Origin of the sequence: Paenibacillus sp. PAMC21692 (assembly GCF_014303795.1) — a bacterium.
Taxonomy (GTDB): Bacteria; Bacillota; Bacilli; order Paenibacillales; family Paenibacillaceae; genus Pristimantibacillus; species Pristimantibacillus agaridevorans.
On sequence record NZ_CP060293.1, the window covers coordinates 812,470 to 829,389 of the forward strand.

Sequence of the window (16,920 nt, forward strand, 5' to 3'; positions counted from 1 at the left end):
ACGGCTCCAAAAACCACGCAGGTTATTGAAAAGGTTCGTAATCTTCACCATTTTGCCGCTCGGTACGGTCTCGGTAATCAGTCGGCGTGCAGCCAACGGCTTGCTTGAATATGACCATAAAATGTTTGGCGCTGGCATATCCGCATAGTCCGGCAATCTCGTAAATTTTCAGTTTGCTTTCTTTCAACAGCTTCTTCGCTTTGTCCATTCTGCAGCGTTCGATATAATCGGAAAAGTTGATGCCCGTCTCGGCTTTGAACAACGTCGACAAGTATCTGTGATTCATATGCACCTCTTGCGCGATCGCTTGCAGCGTAATGGGCTCGTGCAGACGATCGGCAATCCGTTGTTTGATCGTACGGATAACTAGCCGCTCCTGCTTTGCGTCCTCCATATCGACGGAGGAGGCAAGCGGCGACTTCCCGTCCCGCACTTTGTTTAGGAACAGAGTCAATTGCAGCCGATTGATCGGCTTGAGCAAGTAGTCGTCGGCGCCGTACCGTAACGCCTTCTGGGCGTATTCGAACTCGCCGTGCGCGGATATGATCAATATTTTCATCTCCGGGTAACTCTGATGAATGCGCTCAATCAGCTCGAGACCGTCCATCCCTTTCATTCGGATGTCCGTGATGAGCAGATCCGGCGCCTCACGCTCCAGGCGTTCAATCGCTTCCGCCCCGTCGGAAGCTTCGCCGATCACCTTGAAACCGCTTACCTCTTGTTCCACAAAGTCTCGCATGCTGTTGCGAATTTTCAGTTCATCCTCCACGATAAAAACGGTCACCATCATTTATCCCTCCACTGGAACGGCAACCGAATCAAGAAAGCCGCGCCGCTCTCCACGTTATAATCCATTTGAACACCATAAGGTTCCCCGTATCGAATGCGAATCCGCTGGAACACGTTTCGTAATGCGACTCCTTTGCCTCGCTTGTCGTCAAACGCAACAAGCTCGGTGAACAAGTGGTCCCGCCGCTGCATTCGCTCCTCCAGTCTGCTCTTGAACTCGTCGGTCATGCCTACGCCGGTGTCGGAGATGCGTATCCATACATCGTCTTCCTCCATCCAAGCTTGAATCGTCACTTCTACCCTGTCAGAAGACGATGCAAATCCATGCTCGATCACGTTTTCTACAAACGGCTGCAGAACCAGCTTCGGTACCAGACAACTCTCGAAGGAGGAATCCACCTGATTCGTCCATACAAGCCGGTTATCCAATCTTGAGGATTCGATTTCGACGTACGCCTCGACGAACTGCAATTCGTCGCGCAGCGTCGCTGAACCGATCTGATTATGAATCGTGTAGCGAAGCAGCGCGCCCAGATCCGAAATCAGATCGGACAGCTCCATCACGCGATGCTTCATCGCCACCGCGTTCATCGACTCCAGCATGTTGTACAGAAAGTGGGGATTGATCTGGCTTTGCAGCGCGGACAGCTCCGCGTCGCGTTCCCGAAGCTTGGTTTCATAGACTTCCCGAACGAGGCGGTCGATTTCCGCCACCATATTGTTGAAGCCGACCGACAACACGCCGATTTCATCATTGGTAACGACAGTCGACCGGACATTGAACGAGCCGTTCTGCACCAGCTTCATCTTGCTGCGCAAATGGTGGATCGGCTTTACCAAATAGTTGGATGTAAGCAACGCAAGCAAGTAGGCCAGAAGCAATGCGGCCCCGGACGTGAACAAATTAGAGCGAACCAGCCGGTAGGCGTCCTGCTGCATATCGATGACCGACGCTATGCCGACGACTTGAATGCCTGTATAGTCCGATACGACCGAAGCCGTCAAGTAATCGTCGTTTTTCATATAAAGCAGCGGATCTTCGCTCGTCAAGTAAGGGTAGAGCAGCTGTTTGTCCCGGTCGAGCAAATATAGCTTATCGTGCGCATTCGGCTTGCCGGATGCATAAGCAATTAAAGACTGAAACGCCCCTGCAGTCAGGTCGATCTTAATCATTCCGAGATAGTCATAGCTGTATGGATCGTAGATTTTCCTGGCAACCGATATCGTAGGGTTGTCATCCTTGGAATAATAGCGGGTATGATGAGGCTTTACGATGACGAATTCCCCTTCGGACAACTTGACATCACTGATCCAAGGCTCGGACGCTTCGGACCATGTGTTGCTCACTTTCGATTTGCTGCTGAACAGATTACCGTCCGGCGACATCAGCACGACATTGCGAATTTCGGGGCGGTCAAACTCCAATGAGGAGATAAATAGCATCATCTTCTGCTGATCGTTAAAGGATACATGGGATTTCCGGCTTTCGTCCCCCGTATGCTTGGACAGGATGTTTATCACCTCGTTGTCATAATACAAGGCGAGTGAAAGCCTTTCCATTTCTTTGATGAAGCGATCCAAATTAATGTGGATCTGCTCCGTCATTTGTTTCGTGTTAACGGCGGCGCTGACCTTCACCTGCGACATATACCCCTGGTAGGTGACAATGCCGCTGATTACGTACGGGATTGTAATTAAAGCCATAAACAGCACCATGAATTTGGCTCTGAGCGGAACAAAAAGCTTGTCCCATTGCTTCATACGCATCCTCCTTTTAATGTCCGATAAGTATACTGGAACGACCGCTCGAAAGACACCATGCAAAGTATTGAAATGGTTCGTGTTATATTCTGAATATCGGAAGTTGAACGTCAAAAGAGAAGCCCGGAAATACATTCGGAGCTTCTCTTTTTCATCAAGAATATATCGTTGCCGTTACTTATGATACGGCTGCTTCATTCAACGCCAACAGCTGCTCCAATCCTTCTTTTAGCGGCGACTCTGCTTTTCGTGCGGCTCCTTCTAGCTTCTTCACGCTTCCAAAGACTCGGCACAGTACCATTTCAAGTTCATGAATCTCTTTGCCTTTCAGCGTCTCGATTAGTGCCTCGGCAAGCTCAGGACGGTCGATAGTTAGATTTTTGACCTGTCTTCCCTCGTCATTCCCTGCCAGCAAAATGGATACGATCACCGGCATATGCTCTGCCTTTACGCCATGCGCCTCGATAAATGCCTGCGCATACCCATCCTGTACCATTTGGTGCTCCGTATCCACCAGGTCCATATAGCGGCATACCAATGGGAAATAATCCTCGCTGTACAAGCCAAGGCCCAGTACGGCATAAGTGCCCGGCATAACCGATTTCTCGCCCGGCTCCACATCGCTGTACCACGCGAACTCCTCCATCGCTGTATCCGCATATTCCGCAATTTTTGGGAACAACGCCCGGTAGTTGAGTGCATTGGCAAAAAACTGATGCAGCTTGGACTTTGCCAGCTTTTTAAACGGAAGCAGATGCTTTTGGCTGCTTTTCAGCTTTAGATTGTACCCTTTGGGGAAGCCCTGCCGCAACAGTTCGATGATATAATCGATCGCTACTCCGTAGGCAGCCTCCTCTTCAGAGAGAATCCGGATGTCGATCATCTGCAATACGTCATTGTTGCGGGCCTCTACTCTCTCTCCCCGATAAGTACTCGCAAATTTCCCGCTGCCTATTTTCAAATAATCTGCTGCCCGCTTTGAACCCAATTGCACCGCAAGTTCTAGGTACTTCAGCCGAGTATCCGGATCAGTGAAGCCAATCTGTACGGCAGTATAAAGGAAGAAATCCATTTCTCCAGCATCTACGGAAGAATGAATGGCATCCTCCTTCAACACCCATTCGTTTCCATAAAAACCGGTTTGGTTAAAATGCCGCGGTAAAAAGTAATCCTGCGCCCAATGTTTGAAGGCCGAAGTATATTGGCTGATCCAAGCGTTTTTGCGCTCTTGGTTCGTCTTCAGCTTATCGGAGAGTCGTTGGATCAACGGTTCAATCTCTTTTACTTGCTGCTTCATCAGATCAGGATTGACCAAGTGGTTGGCAAAAAAGAAAAATTCTTTTTCTCCTGGTATCACTGGTGGATCAGATAAAACCTTTGTGTGAACAAATTGCTCCAGTGTCTGTTTCAATTGACTCAACTTTGGCTCATTGATGATCTGATGGTTAAACGATAATTTCGACTGTTCCCATTCAAACTCAAATACAACTTCAAACTTGTAATCAAAGAAACTCGCTCCCAGCTCCTCGGAACGGAACAGTCGATCTACACGTTCGCACAAGGCAGGAAAGAATTCCTCAGTTAAAAGTTCATCGGTCAACTCTGTTATATAGGAACCCGCTTCGACTTCATAGGAGCTGTCAGACCAAGAGAATGGCTCGTGCACATCGATATGTATGCGTCCATTTGCCCATGTAAACTTGCCTTTTCTCCATGCTACTCGAAGATAATCATTGATTCCGGCTTGCAGCCTGCTTCTATTTTTAAGTTCATTAATTCTCTTGCTTTCTTTTGCGTAAATCGTAGTGACTTCCTTCCATACCTCATTCAGAAAAGCTTCTACAGCGTGATTCAACGGCTTCCCCTCCCACGTTCTTTTTATTGATTTACCTAATTGAGTTAACTGGCACAGTATCATAATCCCCAAACCTCATCCTGTCAAGAGATAATGTGATGGGGATTGGATAGACAGGAAAGGAGGGTCTGCATGAACAGAGTGGACAAAATCAGATTTAAGCTCCTATACGGTAAAGCGCCCGAAGCAGAATGTTACGGGTACATGGAATTGAATCGGGATGGCAATATGATTGCGCTCTACAATAGGTATGGCGAGGAAATAGACATGAACGGCGGACATGAAATTGTCAGGGTACGGACAATTGGCAAATTCGATGATGAAGACCGCGATAACTTTTATTCCTTGTTGGAGAGCGATGATGCAGGATAATCTGCACGACAGAATATGAGCTAAAAGCCGCCGCTGTGCCTCAGCAATTTCCTCTTGGCTCGCCGGAATGCCTACTACTGTGCTATTATCTTTCCGATGAAGGAAAATCTCTAATCTCTCCATTAACGCATCTTTCATATGGAATGTCAGTAAAAGATAAGGAGGGTTTATGTTGAACAAGAAATCGCTCATTGCAAGATGGGACGACGACCAGCTCGCCGAAGTGAATCGATTGCTTGCCGCTGTTACAGGCAAACATAACCTGCATCAAAAAGACCGCTCCTTTCCATCGTCCCCCTATGGAAAAACGGATGCTGGACTAGAGGATTATCGGGGAGTTGCCCTGACCGAGACCATACAATACCTGACAGTGCAGGGCGCCGATCTGTCTTATGCGCGTTTCGATTATTCTGCAAGCTTGAACACCTCAACATTTACAAATTGTTGCTTTGACGGGGTCAAGCTGGATAGCAGATATGTGAATCATACATTCAGCCACTGTTCTTTCCGAGGAGCAAAGCTAAATCATGCAAGGATCGGTAAACAATTTAACGATTGCGATTTTACAGGCTGCAATTTAAGTAAAGCGATAGCGAACGATGTATCGTTCATACGCTGCCGTTTTTCCGACGCCAATTTTCGCGAGGCATTATTGTTGTATTGCCGGTTTGAGGAATGTAGTTTTGATGGAGCTTTTTTTCATAACGGTTCGTTAGCCGGAAGCCGCTTTACGGGAGAGACTGGCTTGCTCCCTGTTTGGGGAAATACGATACTGGACAATGTCAAAATCAAAGAATGTGATTAATTAAAGAAGAAATTCAAGAAAATTGCCAAAAACCTGCTACTGGATTTTGTATCTCATCCGTCCCGATCTTGGTGAAAATATAAAGAGAGCCAAAACCAAAAGGATAGCTGTAATCATCTTGAAGCAAAGTTTCGGGGTAACCGTCTTCATCTACCTGAAATAGAAAAGAAAATGATTCATCTTTCAGCTTCGTATAATAATAATCTTCATTTTGAATAAGTCTCGGGTTTCCGCCTAGTTTGATCAAGAAAGACTGATCCATTGCTTTCTCGTCATTGCTTAGTGCCCCGTCCGAAATTGCATGTCTTATAAGACCTGGGTTAGTGAACATATCTTTGACGCTTTCAGTTGAAATTGGATGCTCAATCACCTTTATCGAGCAATTAGGATACATATTGTTTTCCAAATATTCCTCATAGTCCTCAGGAATGAAGATCGAAATCATGCTCTCAGGTTTATAGGGAATGACGAGGCTCAAATAAAAGTAATATTTTAGGTTACCTTCGTGGATGAGGTCATCTCGATCATCAAAGAAGTCAGGTGCATTCCCGCCGATCCAGCCTTTACCCTGTTCGTTCGAAAGGCTTGATTCTGCATAATAAAGAATACTGTCCGTTCTCTCAACTAAAATATTCTTGTGATTTTCCATAGGCATATTACGAATCCCCGTTCATGCGTAAATTTAAACCTTGAAGCGATATCCAGCGCCCCATACGGTCTCGATAAACTGGTGCTGCGCCGGGTCCTTCTGGATCTTGTCCCGGATCTTCCCTACATGGACCGTGACCGTGGCGGTATCGCCATAATTCTCGATCCCCCAGACCCTGTCCAGCAGCGCCTCCTTGGAATAGACCCGATCCGGGTTTTCCGCGAGGAACAGCAGCAGGTCGAATTCCTTTGCCGTCATCGTAACCTCCGCCCCGCGCAGCGTTACCCGTCTTGCATCGACCTGGATCGCGAGTTCGCGAATGTTAAGCTCGCGCGACTTACGGGCATGCGAATGGCCGGTGCCTGCCGCGACACCGGTCAATCGGTCATATCGTTCGAGATGGGCCTTTACCCGCGCCACGAGCTCCGTCGGGCTGAACGGTTTCGTAACATAATCGTCCGCCCCTAAGCCGAGGCCCCGGATCTTGTCGATATCCTCTTTGCGGGCGGATACCATAAGCACCGGAATAAACTTGATCTCTCGGATCCGTCGCAAGAGATCAAAGCCGTCCATGCCCGGCAGCATGACGTCCAGAATGATTAGATCGTATTCCCGTTCCAGCGCTTCTTCAAGCGCTTGCCGGCCGTCTGCCCGAAGCGTAACCTCGTAGCCGTTTACCTCGAGAAAATCCCGCTCCAGCTCGGCAATCGCTTGATCGTCCTCAACAATTAACACTTTCCGCTTCGACATCTCACGCTCTCCCCGCTTCGTTGCTATCCCGTTTCATCGGAATGCTGATCATCACCGTCATGGACTGTCCCGGTTCGCTTTTCGCATGGATCGTTCCGCCATGATTCGCAATAATCTGCTTCACGATGGCAAGGCCTAATCCGGAGCCGGCCACGTTCTGATTCCGGTACGTATCCGCTCGATAGGAACGATCAAAGATCCGCTCCAGCTCGTTCGGGCCCATCCCGGGTCCGTTATCCGTAACCGCGAATACCCAATCCTTCGACTGCCGCCCGAAATAAACGTGAATATGGGGCTCTTTCTTGTCCATGAATTTCACCGAATTGCCGACTATGTTCTGCATGACGCGCCTCATCTTCTGGACATCCATCGTCACAACATCATCTTGCCCCGCCTCGTATTCGCCCGTCAGCCGCACGCCCGCGCTCTCGCATTCCATTTGAAGCTCGCTCATCGTCTGCCGATAGAACGGCTCCAGCGGCACCGTCTCCAGGTGGAAACGCTCTTGCTCGAGATCCAGCTTCGACAACAGGAACAGATCGTCGATCATCCGGTCCATATCGAGCGTCTTGGCATAAATCACGTCAATATACTTCTTCAGCTTCTCCGGATCGTTCGCAACGCCTACCCGAATCCCCTCTACATAGCCCTTGATCGAGGTCAGCGGCGTCTTCAGATCATGCGAAATATTCGAGATCAGCTCCTTGCGATTCTCCTCTAGCGCCAGCTGAGCGTCGATCGACCGCTGCAGCTCGCTGCGCATCTTTTCATACGAGCGGATGACGCTTCCCACTTCGTTGCGCGCCTTGGATTCCAGATGGAAGTTCAAGTCCCCTTCGGCAATGCGCCGGGATCCTTGTTCGAGCTTTCGCAGCGGCCTTACGATATCCTTCGTCGTGATCCAGAGCAGCGGGACCAGAATAATACCGACCAGAATCGCGATGCCGAGCAGCACGAATTGCTCGAATCGGCTCGTATTGGACTCTGCAATCGTCATGTCGGCCACCAGGTAATACGTTAAAGGATCGTCGATTTCAGGGAAATCATAGGCAATCGAAAGCAAGTCGCGTTCCTCCCACTCGCTCGCGACGAACAAGCCATCTTTGTCCGGCCCAGCCGTGGACACATCCTGCCGCAGCTGCCCCAGAAATGCCTCACCTTCGCTGAGCGCGCCGTAGCTTTCCCAGCGCTCCCCTTGCCGGACGACAAGGAACCCCCCGAACGGCTGCAGCCGATCGCCAATGGAGGCTCCGAACGCGGGGGACGTCAGTTCCTCCGGCGTATACCGCTCCGCATAGCGCAGGTCCACGAACAGATCGATGCCGCGAGAGAACGCTTCATGCGGGGATTGATCCTTCACGATACCGCTCGCGAGATACGAGAGGATCGCCGTGACGAGTCCGACTCCGGTCATCGCAACGATAATCGCCGTCAGTATCGTGCCAAATAAATACGTTAACATGAGTTTCAATCGAATGGACATACGTCAGAACCCTTTTCTCTGGAAGGCCAGCAAGCCTAATATAGTGCCAATAATATAGTAGGCTGTCATAAATAGCAACGTTGAAATGGTCATGCCGGCATTCCCCCCATACAGGAGCGGCTGCAGCCAATCGGCATAGTCCGTGACGAAAAACCGATTCAGCTGCGGCTCGAGAAATCCGACGACGCTCATTGCCATCCACAGCACGACGCTTACCGCCAGCCCAACACCGCTGCTTCCCACCCATAGAGACACGCTATTCGCCAATACGAGCAACAAGCCGCTGAACAGGATCGCGCCGCCAAGCTCCGCTAAACCCGCCCCAAGCGAGGAAGCCGCGGGCACGCCCTGAAGAATGAAGCCTCCAACGAATGTCGGCACGAACATACACAATACAATGAAAGCAGCGGCCGCCAACCCCGCGAACAATTTCCCCAGGAAAAGAAACTCCCGGCTGATCGGCAGCTTCAGCGCATGCTTGATCGTTCCCTTGCATTCGCCGACCATTAGGTCGCTGCCCAGCGCCGCCATAAGAAAAGGGAGCACGACCGCAAGCAGCAGCTCGATAGCCGTCAGCGGGAGGTTATCCTCCAGTCCGAGGCGGTCACCGATAAAGACGAAGAGAACGCCAATGATGAAGGAGAGAAGCAGCAGAACCTTCAGCTTGCCCCCGCGGAACAGCTTGCGCAGCTCCTCTGCGGCGAGGTAATTCATCTGCGCGATCATACGGCCCCGCTCCTTTCCTGTGCGAGATGATGCAAATAATAGTCCTCCACGCCCGCAAACGACTCCCGAACCTGTGCGATACCCGCCGTATGGATATGCCGCCCTTCGTAAACAATGCAAGCATGAGTCATCCAGTCCTCGATGTCGTGCACCTGATGCGACGACACAATGACGCTCATCCCCGTGTCAGCCACGAGGCCGCGCAGCATCAACGCAATCTCTCGCCTACCCTCGATGTCCATGCCCGAGAACGGCTCATCGAGCAGCATCAGCTTGGGCCGGTGAAGCAGCACGCTGGCCAGCTCGAGCCGCTGCTTCATGCCGGTGGAATACTTCTTGATCTTCAGGTCCCGGTGCTTCGTCATGCCCACGAGCTCCAGCGTCTGCTTGATGCGGGCTTCGTCGACACCCGGGTATAGCTTATGGTAGCATCTCAGATAGTCATATCCCGTCAGATAGAGGTACGGAGACGGCTCTCCGATCATCAGGCCCATGTACGGCCTCGTCAGCTCGGGCCGTTCGGCGACCGAGGCGCCGTTCCAGCACGCTTCCCCGCGGTCTGTCCCAAGCCAGCCGGCCATCGCCTGCATCGCCGTTGTCTTCCCGGCGCCATTGGGTCCCAATAAGGCGACAACCTCACCGGAATGCACGGTGAGGTTCAGCCCTTGAATCCCGCGACCGCCGGGATAGACCTTCGTCAGATCGTTCACTTTGAACATATTCGCATGGTCCTCCCGAGGTCAATTGCGTTAGCTGCGGTCGTCGAAAGTTGCCGCGTCGATCATTTCCACGGGCTTGCCGGCAGGGTCATACGCATCCGGCGTCGTGGCATTGATGCCGCTAACGTCGCCTGCGCCCTCCATCTCCACGCGGTGGGTGACGCCTGCCTTATCTTTGCCGCTCACCTCAAGCTCGCCTTGCACGCTTTGCACCTCGTTATTCGCATCGACCGTCATTTGCAGCCGCACATGTTCAATGGCAACGTCTTTCGTCAACTCCGGCAATTGAGCTTCCAGGTCGATTCCCTCAAGTCCTTGGAAAAAAGGAAGTTGTTTGAGTTGCTCCCACTCCGCATGCGCTTCCGGCGCATGTGCGCGCCCCACCCGTTCCTCAGCCGATGCCGCGTCCAATAGTAAACGTATCGGGAGCGGAATGTCCTCTTTGCTGATGTCGACCGTAATCGTCTTCGAGCCGTCTGCCAGGTTAGCCACGCTGAAGTTGTCCTTCAGATCGCCGACCATGAAATCGAGGAGCGCTTCTTCCGCTTTGTTCATCGGACGATCCTGGAACTCCTCATCCGACCATTCGCGATAATCGCCGGCGTGTTCATCGTTCATGTTGATCACCTGATAATGCAAATCATGCGTCCGGTCTACGATAAAGACCTTGTCGTCGCCACTGCTGTACAAGCTGGCGTTTCGTTCGACACCCATGAGCGTGAAGTCGAAGTCGCCGCTGACGTTGTGCCCGCCGCCTGCTTCACCCATTTTCGCCAAACCGTCCGCCTTCAGCACCGTCTGGCCGTCAACCGTAACGCTAAAGTTTCCGTTGAACGTCGCGCTTTCGATGGCAGTCCCCGACGTATGATTCGCTTTCAGCACCGATTTAAACGCATCATAACCTTCCGTGTTCGGACTATACGCGAAAGCCGTCGCCGTAAATAGTGTTATGGCACCCAATGCCGCGCCTATCATGATGAATTTGTTTTTCTTTTTCATTCTCGCTCGCTCCTTTAAGGTTGTATGGCCTCTCTCGCCTACAACTTCATTCTAAAGGAGGAGTCTAAAGTCCCTCGAAAGCAATTCGAAAAATTTTCTAAAATCGGGGAATTGGGTAATTCCGCCTCGCCTTATCCGATAGTGAGGACAATCTTGCCGCGGCCGTGCCTTGTTTCGATCAGTTGGTGTGCATCCGCGACCTGTTCAAGCGGGAACGTCTGCCGGATATGGATGCGCAGCTTGCCCTTACTGTGCAGATCGACGAGCTCGGCCAGACGGGCGGCGGAGCGCTCGCCGCGGATGACACGGAGACCAAGCTCCTCGATAAGGTCGTAAGCGACAAACGTACAAATACGGTTTCTGTCCTGCACTAAATCGACCGAGGCACGCACCGCTTCCGCCCCGGCCGTATCGAACGCGGCGTCGACGCCGTTCGGCGCTAGCGCCCGTACTCGCTCGACAAGCCCCTCCCCGTACGTAATCGGGATAGCCCCGAGCGAGCGCACGTAATCGTGGTTGCTTTCGCTGGCTGTGCCGATGATCGTCATGGCCCCCCACTCCTTCGCCAACTGTACCGCAAAAGCTCCAAGCGATCCGGCTGCGCCATGGATCAACACCGTATCGCCCGGTCCAACGCCGATGGCTTTCATGGCGACATACGCACCCTGGCCGTTGCCCGTCAGCCCGCCTGCCTCTTCCCAGGTCATACTGCCGGGCTTACTTGCGATTTGATCAGCGCCCACGACCACGTATTCGGCGTAACAATTCAATAGCCCGAAGCCGAGCACCTCGCTGCCTATGTCAAGGCCGGTAACGCCTTCGCCCACTTGATCGACGATGCCCGCGAACTCGTTGCCCGGAATTTGCGGAAGCCGAATGTCAACGCCCTGCGGAGTCCACCCGCTCCGCACGCCGCAATCGTAATGCTGTACCCCGGCCGTTTTCACCCGAACCCTGACTTGACCTGGACCGGCCTGCGGATCGGGAAAAGACATGACCTCCATAACCTCGGGTCCACCGACCAAACGAAATGCTGCTGCTTTCATCGTACAATCCTCCTCCTGTTTATCCCTTTTTCTTTATCAACGTGCAGTGAAAATCGTAGTTTTCTCGCTACAGGTTTTATTTTACAATTACGTATAGATAAACAGAAATATATCTTATAACATAAAGGTCATATACTCGGGTATATGGAAAGGAGAGACGCAAATGGAATTGCTGCAGTTGCAGTATTTTCGAACGGTTGCCCGGATGGAGCACATGACTAAGGCGGCACAGGAGTTGTTAATTGCGCAGCCTGCGTTGAGCAAGACGATATCGAGGCTGGAGCAAGATGTAGGGGTTCCGTTGTTCGATCGGCACGGAGGCCGAATTCGCCTGAATACGTTCGGCAAGGCGTTTCTGGACAAAGTCGAGAAAGCTCTCACCCTATTGGAATAAGGAAGGAAAGAAGTATCCGAGCTGGCGGGACTCGAGCAAGGGAGCATTCACCTCGCGACATCGACGCTGGACCGGTTATCGGATGCGCTAGGCGAATTTCTCGCGCTTCATCCGGAAGTCAACTTCAAGATTACACAGGCTTCAATGGAAGAGATGACGCAGTTAGTGGAGGCAGGCGGAGTCGACCTGTGCTTTACGGCGCTGCCAATCGATCTGCCCGATATTAGCGCGGTATCCGTCTTGAAGGAAGAGGTTTATTTGGCTGTTCCCCAAAGACACCGTTTTGCCGGAAGAAAGAGCATCCGGTTAAGTGAACTGGCGGAGGATCCGTTTATCGGATACAAGGAGGAATTTCCTTTTCAGAAAATGAACGATTTGTTTTTTCAAGAAGCCGGGATATCGCCTAACTTCGTCTGCCGGGTCGACGAGCCTGCCGGCATTGCAAGTCTTGTCCAGACCGGGCTTGGCGTTGCGCTTGTAGGAAATTGCGGCGGTCCCAACTCCCCGCTAAGCTTGCTGCATATTGAGTTCCCCGTTTGCCAGCGCAATTTCCAAATCGTATGGCATGAGAAGCGGTACCTATCCCTCGCTGCGCGCAGGTTTCGCGATTTTTTCATCGAGTACTATGCCAAATCAGCAAAACGGGCATAGTAACTCTTCCTCCCGATTACTTAAAGCTAGTAAACTAAGTTTACAAAACAAGCCTGCTGAAACCTGCTTGTGGCAATAAAGCAACCCTGTTATACTGCTAAAAAGATTATCTCCCCCTATAAACGAAAAGGCTGTTGATTCGAATGTTATTATTTTCCCGGTTATGCAAGTGCAAGCCCCCAATCCCGTAATCTCAACAAATAAATGATTTGATTGAGATTTTGCAAGTATAGGGGGAAGCAAAAGTGTTACGAAAAATCTCAGCACCATCATTATTGTTGTTAATCGTATTGGTAGGATTTCCGCAAATAAGTGAAACGATCTATACGCCGTCACTGCCCGATATTGCGGAGCAGTTGCAAGTCAGCGGCAATCGTATTCAATTAACATTAAGTATCTATTTTCTCGGCTTTGCCGTAGGTGTATTTTTCTGGGGCAGATTATCCGATCTAATTGGCCGCAGACCTTCCCTTTTGTGGGGGATCGCTGTCTATGGAATCGGAAGCCTTGGCTGTTATTTCTCGCCGTCTTCAGAATGGTTGCTTGTTAGCCGTTTTATTCAAGCGTTTGGGGCAAGTACAGGCTCTGTTGTGACACAGACCATTTTGCGGGAGAGCTTTCCGAATGACAAGCGACATGGCATGTTTGCCCAAATTTCTGCCGCACTCGCTTTCACTCCGGCTATTGGACCATTGCTGGGCGGATGGATAGATCAATGGCTCGGCTTCCGTGCTGTCTTTATGACCTTAATTGTGATGAGTGTTGCCATATTCGCCTTTACGTGGACCTCCTTGCAGGAAACGCGAGATGCAGCTTCGATTAAAAAGACTAACTCCTTTGCGGTAGCTCGTAAAATGCTTACAGATGGCCGCATCTGGGCATTCGGCTTTTTGATTGGCGCAATGAACGGGATTCTTTTTAGCTATTATTCCGAGGCCCCTTTTATTTTTATTGACTTCTTCGGACTGGAGCCTGGCTGGTTTGGGTTGCTTGGCATTTGTGTGGCCTTGTCGTCTATTATGGGCGCCATGCTGTCCAAGAGGCTTCTAAGTCGGCTAACCGCTGAAAAAATTATTGTCTGGGGCTGCCTTACAGCTTCAGCCGGGGCTTTGATATTAGTGGCCCTCGTTTTGATCGGACTTCAGTCCAGCACAATCTCGTTGGCCTTCTTCGTTGCCTGCCTATTTATTTTGCTGCTCGGCGTCGGTATGGCGATTCCGAATTGCCTAAGCCTGGCTCTTGTTCAGTATAAGGATGTGGTCGGCACTGCAGGAGCGGTATTCGGGCTGGGCTACTATTTACTTGTCAGCCTGATTACGAGCGGTATGAGCTATTTGCATAACGATTCTTTGCTTACGATGCCGCTTTATTTTCTCTGTCTGGCCATTGTAATGATCTTGGTCAGCACAGCTTTGGTTAGCAGGAGCACAGTAGGAAAGAGCCTTCAAACGAAGCGATCATAAGATTTTGGAGCTGGCCTAACTAGGTCAGCTCCTTTTTGCTAGAGAGGGCTCCGAGTGTGTCGAGTATTTGTGCTTCCTTCTGCAAATTTAGCATTACTTCGTCAAGTAAAATTTCATGTCTAACTCTGTTTACGATCACTTGTGGTAGGGCTCACCGTATCATCTATAGAACTAAATCGAAAGGCCTTAGAAATCATTTATACTATTCTGCCGAACGTTTAAAACCACGTTGCCTTTCTTATGGCCCTGCTCCACGTAGCGGTGAGCTTCCGCCGCTTGCTCCAGCGAATAACGGCGGTCAACGACCGAACGCAACGTGCCGGCCTCGATCAGTTCCTTCAAGTAAATCAAGTCTTCGGCGCTTTCCTTCATTGTTTCGCCAATCACCTTCTTGCCGCTCGTCAAGTTGATCCATAAACCTCGAACGATTAGCAATGGGCTTACTTGGACCGCTTGCAAGTAGAACCCTCCAGGTGTCAGAAGCTTGATGCAAACCTTGAATGGACTCTTCCCAACCGTATCGAAAATAATATCGTAAGCCGGACCGCCATCCGAGAACCGTTCTTTCGTATAATCGATCATACAATCGGCACCGAGCGATCTTACTAAATCCACATTCGATGTGCTGCATACTCCGGTCACCTCCGCGCCGAAATGCTTGGCCAGTTGCACCGCATATGTCCCGACGCTGCCTGAAGCGCCATAGACGAGCACTCTGCTGCCGCGCCGGATGTTGCCCTTCCGGAGAAAATGCAAGGCCGTACAGGCGCCGACCGGAACCGCGGCCGCCTCCTCGAACGTCATGTTCACCGGCATTGGTGCGACACTTCCCGTCTGCGGCAGGCATTTGTATTCCGCGTATGCACCGAAACTGGCACCACAGGCGGCATACACGGCATCTCCTGGCTTGAATCGAGTAACGCTTCTGCCCGTCGATTCGACTACGCCGGCTAATTCGAATCCAAGAATCTTGATTCGTTTCGGTCTCCATAAACCGTTGAACAACCGTGCCAGGAAAGGATCTGCCTTACGTAATCGCCAATCCCCCGCTGCGGCAGTTGCCGCATAAACCTTAATCAGGATCTCGTCGTCTTGCGTTACCGGCTTGGCGACCTCCCGCAGCTGCAAGACATCCGGTGGCCCATACCGCTCGTATACGATTGCTTTCATCCCTATCCCTCCATTTCTACGGTCCCAGTTCCGCGCGGGTGTAATGCATTTTCCCTTTTATCTTGTTGTTTCTTCGAGTTGTTACGAGCGCGACCTCTTTTATTCTCATATCAGGCTTTCTCACGCCGTTTGGACCAGACCGAGTACCCCAACCAAGCCAGACCCAATCCTACCGGCACCGCCAGTATCCGATCGTACGGGTGGTGGATCAGCGAAGACAGCGGGAGGGGCAGAAGGGTCCCAATGGTAAGCAGACCGGCAGCCCAGCGCGACAGAATGCCTGCGCGGAGCGTAGCGATGCCGAACAGCAGACCGCCGAGCAAATACAAGCCTCCTGTTACCGAATAGATCGTTTCGAGGAAGCCGACATTGATATCGCCGACATTGCCGCTTGGAATTCCCAACATGCCCTCGACAAAGGTTGGCGATTCCGCAGCGAGCGGTGGCGAGACAAAGGCTTCGATGAATTGAAAAGCCATTGTGAGGGCATAGAAGATGCTCAACAGGAGATAACCGGCCAAACCGAGCCAACCGGCCTTCTCCACTTGCCTTGCGTAGATCCCCGTTACGCCGAGCATGCCCAGAAAGCACATGGCGACGCCCAAGTAGTGAACAATGGCCCATCGACCGGTGTTGACTGACGAAAGAATATCGGCAGGATGGATCATCTGAACGACGATAAACAGGATCCCTGCCAGCATAGCGGCTATACCTGCGAAACGGATAAGATTCGGGGCTGTAATAGCGGCTCGCCGATTGGTTTGCATATGCTCGCTACCCTTTAGAACTGCGGTAGGTTGATTCGTTGTCATAGGTTTGTCTCCTTTTTTTCGAATGATTAGGATATTTGTTCTCGTTGCTATTCGGACCATTCGCCTGATTGGGATCAAGCTGGAGGACCGAGACCAAAGGCAAGCCGAGATCGCGAACTTTCCTGAGCACGCCGTGCAATGCGGGCTGATCGACCACTTGAACAGTGAGGATGGTTGTTCCGTCGCTGTCGTGGGTGAGGCTTAGCCCCTCGAACCTATAAATCCACCGGTCATCAAGGTGGCCCTTGAGTCGAATTTCATACAGATCGGGGTTGTGATGTTCCTCTGTGGAACCGTGTGTTTCACTCATTTTTTACCGCCGCCTTCCTTGCTTCTTCACGTAGACCAATGAGGTGGAATTGTTCCTTGCATAATTAAAAATACACGTACATAGGGTGAGACCGCATCACCACATGTGGTGAGTGACGTGGTGATTTGTTCAACAAGGGACTTGCTGAAAATGAAAAAACGCCCGG

Annotated in this window: 16 protein-coding genes and 1 pseudogene; 4 read left to right on the top strand and 13 right to left on the bottom strand. The window is 51.2% G+C overall.

What is annotated here, in order from left to right:
• Positions 1 to 22: 22 nt before the first annotated feature.
• The 3 genes from H7F31_RS03185 to H7F31_RS03195 all read right to left on the bottom strand — a co-directional run bounded on the left by H7F31_RS03185 (position 23) and on the right by H7F31_RS03195 (position 4,405).
• Positions 23 to 790 (bottom strand): response regulator transcription factor, encoded by a 768-nt coding sequence (locus H7F31_RS03185; protein WP_261800286.1) that lies wholly within the window; start codon positions 788 to 790, stop codon positions 23 to 25.
• A complete protein-coding gene (locus tag H7F31_RS03190; RefSeq protein ID WP_187103020.1) occupies positions 787 to 2,550 on the bottom strand; it encodes a sensor histidine kinase in 1,764 nt (587 codons plus the stop codon). The genes H7F31_RS03185 and H7F31_RS03190 overlap by 4 nt, the downstream gene beginning before the upstream one ends.
• 178 nt (positions 2,551 to 2,728) lie before the next feature.
• Positions 2,729 to 4,405 carry a DUF6138 family protein gene (locus tag H7F31_RS03195; RefSeq protein WP_187103021.1) on the bottom strand — a complete coding sequence of 559 codons (1,677 nt, stop codon included), beginning with the start codon at positions 4,403 to 4,405 and terminating at the stop codon, positions 2,729 to 2,731.
• 132 nt (positions 4,406 to 4,537) lie between these two features.
• Here H7F31_RS03195 and H7F31_RS03200 point away from each other — a divergent pair, with 132 nt between their 5' ends.
• Both H7F31_RS03200 and H7F31_RS03205 read left to right on the top strand, forming a co-directional pair.
• Positions 4,538 to 4,777 carry a hypothetical protein gene (locus H7F31_RS03200; protein ID WP_187103022.1) on the top strand — a complete coding sequence of 80 codons (240 nt, stop codon included), beginning with the start codon at positions 4,538 to 4,540 and terminating at the stop codon, positions 4,775 to 4,777.
• A 172-nt stretch (positions 4,778 to 4,949) separates the two neighbouring features.
• The gene (locus tag H7F31_RS03205) at positions 4,950 to 5,582 is read left to right on the top strand and encodes a pentapeptide repeat-containing protein (protein WP_187103023.1); all 633 of its coding nucleotides are present in this window, start codon (positions 4,950 to 4,952) and stop codon (positions 5,580 to 5,582) included.
• Between the two features lie 13 nt (positions 5,583 to 5,595).
• Here the strand turns inward: H7F31_RS03205 and H7F31_RS03210 are convergent, their stop codons facing one another.
• The 7 genes from H7F31_RS03210 to H7F31_RS03240 form a co-directional block, all read right to left on the bottom strand.
• Positions 5,596 to 6,237 carry a hypothetical protein gene (locus tag H7F31_RS03210; protein ID WP_187103024.1) on the bottom strand — a complete coding sequence of 214 codons (642 nt, stop codon included), beginning with the start codon at positions 6,235 to 6,237 and terminating at the stop codon, positions 5,596 to 5,598.
• Between the two features lie 27 nt (positions 6,238 to 6,264).
• A complete protein-coding gene (locus H7F31_RS03215) occupies positions 6,265 to 6,981 on the bottom strand; it encodes a response regulator transcription factor (RefSeq protein ID WP_187103025.1) in 717 nt (238 codons plus the stop codon).
• Between the two features lies 1 nt (position 6,982).
• Positions 6,983 to 8,464: a sensor histidine kinase gene (locus H7F31_RS03220; RefSeq protein WP_187103026.1), complete on the bottom strand. Its 1,482-nt coding sequence runs from the start codon at positions 8,462 to 8,464 to the stop codon at positions 6,983 to 6,985.
• A gap of 3 nt (positions 8,465 to 8,467) precedes the next feature.
• A complete protein-coding gene (locus tag H7F31_RS03225) occupies positions 8,468 to 9,190 on the bottom strand; it encodes an ABC transporter permease (RefSeq protein WP_187103027.1) in 723 nt (240 codons plus the stop codon).
• A complete protein-coding gene (locus H7F31_RS03230) occupies positions 9,187 to 9,909 on the bottom strand; it encodes an ABC transporter ATP-binding protein (RefSeq protein WP_187103028.1) in 723 nt (240 codons plus the stop codon). The genes H7F31_RS03225 and H7F31_RS03230 overlap by 4 nt, the downstream gene beginning before the upstream one ends.
• A 30-nt stretch (positions 9,910 to 9,939) precedes the next feature.
• On the bottom strand, positions 9,940 to 10,908 hold the full coding sequence (locus tag H7F31_RS03235; RefSeq protein ID WP_187103029.1) for a hypothetical protein: 969 nt from the start codon (positions 10,906 to 10,908) through the stop codon (positions 9,940 to 9,942).
• Positions 10,909 to 11,039: 131 nt separating this feature from the next.
• Complete coding sequence (locus tag H7F31_RS03240; protein ID WP_187103030.1) at positions 11,040 to 11,954, bottom strand: NADP-dependent oxidoreductase; 915 nt, start codon at positions 11,952 to 11,954, stop codon at positions 11,040 to 11,042.
• A 163-nt stretch (positions 11,955 to 12,117) separates the two neighbouring features.
• Between H7F31_RS03240 and H7F31_RS03245 the strand changes: the two are divergent.
• Positions 12,118 to 12,999 (top strand): annotated as a pseudogene (locus H7F31_RS03245) (LysR family transcriptional regulator).
• Positions 13,000 to 13,244: 245 nt separating this feature from the next.
• Positions 13,245 to 14,462 (top strand): multidrug effflux MFS transporter, encoded by a 1,218-nt coding sequence (locus H7F31_RS03250; protein WP_187103031.1) that lies wholly within the window; start codon positions 13,245 to 13,247, stop codon positions 14,460 to 14,462.
• A gap of 186 nt (positions 14,463 to 14,648) precedes the next feature.
• On the opposite strand, the gene H7F31_RS03255 is transcribed toward H7F31_RS03250, so the two are convergent.
• The 3 genes from H7F31_RS03255 to H7F31_RS03265 form a co-directional block, all read right to left on the bottom strand.
• On the bottom strand, positions 14,649 to 15,632 hold the full coding sequence (locus H7F31_RS03255; protein ID WP_187103032.1) for an NAD(P)-dependent alcohol dehydrogenase: 984 nt from the start codon (positions 15,630 to 15,632) through the stop codon (positions 14,649 to 14,651).
• 110 nt (positions 15,633 to 15,742) lie between these two features.
• On the bottom strand, positions 15,743 to 16,444 hold the full coding sequence (locus H7F31_RS03260; protein ID WP_261800287.1) for a hypothetical protein: 702 nt from the start codon (positions 16,442 to 16,444) through the stop codon (positions 15,743 to 15,745).
• Complete coding sequence (locus H7F31_RS03265; protein ID WP_222622736.1) at positions 16,407 to 16,754, bottom strand: hypothetical protein; 348 nt, start codon at positions 16,752 to 16,754, stop codon at positions 16,407 to 16,409. The genes H7F31_RS03260 and H7F31_RS03265 overlap by 38 nt, the downstream gene beginning before the upstream one ends.
• Between the last annotated feature and the right edge of the window lie 166 nt (positions 16,755 to 16,920).

Coding starts and splice junctions, on each gene's coding strand:
- H7F31_RS03260 (WP_261800287.1), bottom strand. CDS start 16,444: ATGACAACGAATCAACCTACCGCAGTTCTAAAGGGTAGCGAGCATATG.
- H7F31_RS03220 (WP_187103026.1), bottom strand. CDS start 8,464: ATGTCCATTCGATTGAAACTCATGTTAACGTATTTATTTGGCACGATA.
- H7F31_RS03200 (WP_187103022.1), top strand. CDS start 4,538: ATGAACAGAGTGGACAAAATCAGATTTAAGCTCCTATACGGTAAAGCG.
- H7F31_RS03255 (WP_187103032.1), bottom strand. CDS start 15,632: ATGAAAGCAATCGTATACGAGCGGTATGGGCCACCGGATGTCTTGCAG.
- H7F31_RS03225 (WP_187103027.1), bottom strand. CDS start 9,190: ATGATCGCGCAGATGAATTACCTCGCCGCAGAGGAGCTGCGCAAGCTG.
- H7F31_RS03265 (WP_222622736.1), bottom strand. CDS start 16,754: ATGAGTGAAACACACGGTTCCACAGAGGAACATCACAACCCCGATCTG.
- H7F31_RS03230 (WP_187103028.1), bottom strand. CDS start 9,909: ATGTTCAAAGTGAACGATCTGACGAAGGTCTATCCCGGCGGTCGCGGG.
- H7F31_RS03215 (WP_187103025.1), bottom strand. CDS start 6,981: ATGTCGAAGCGGAAAGTGTTAATTGTTGAGGACGATCAAGCGATTGCC.
- H7F31_RS03240 (WP_187103030.1), bottom strand. CDS start 11,954: ATGAAAGCAGCAGCATTTCGTTTGGTCGGTGGACCCGAGGTTATGGAG.
- H7F31_RS03190 (WP_187103020.1), bottom strand. CDS start 2,550: ATGAAGCAATGGGACAAGCTTTTTGTTCCGCTCAGAGCCAAATTCATG.
- H7F31_RS03185 (WP_261800286.1), bottom strand. CDS start 790: ATGATGGTGACCGTTTTTATCGTGGAGGATGAACTGAAAATTCGCAAC.
- H7F31_RS03235 (WP_187103029.1), bottom strand. CDS start 10,908: ATGAAAAAGAAAAACAAATTCATCATGATAGGCGCGGCATTGGGTGCC.
- H7F31_RS03210 (WP_187103024.1), bottom strand. CDS start 6,237: ATGCCTATGGAAAATCACAAGAATATTTTAGTTGAGAGAACGGACAGT.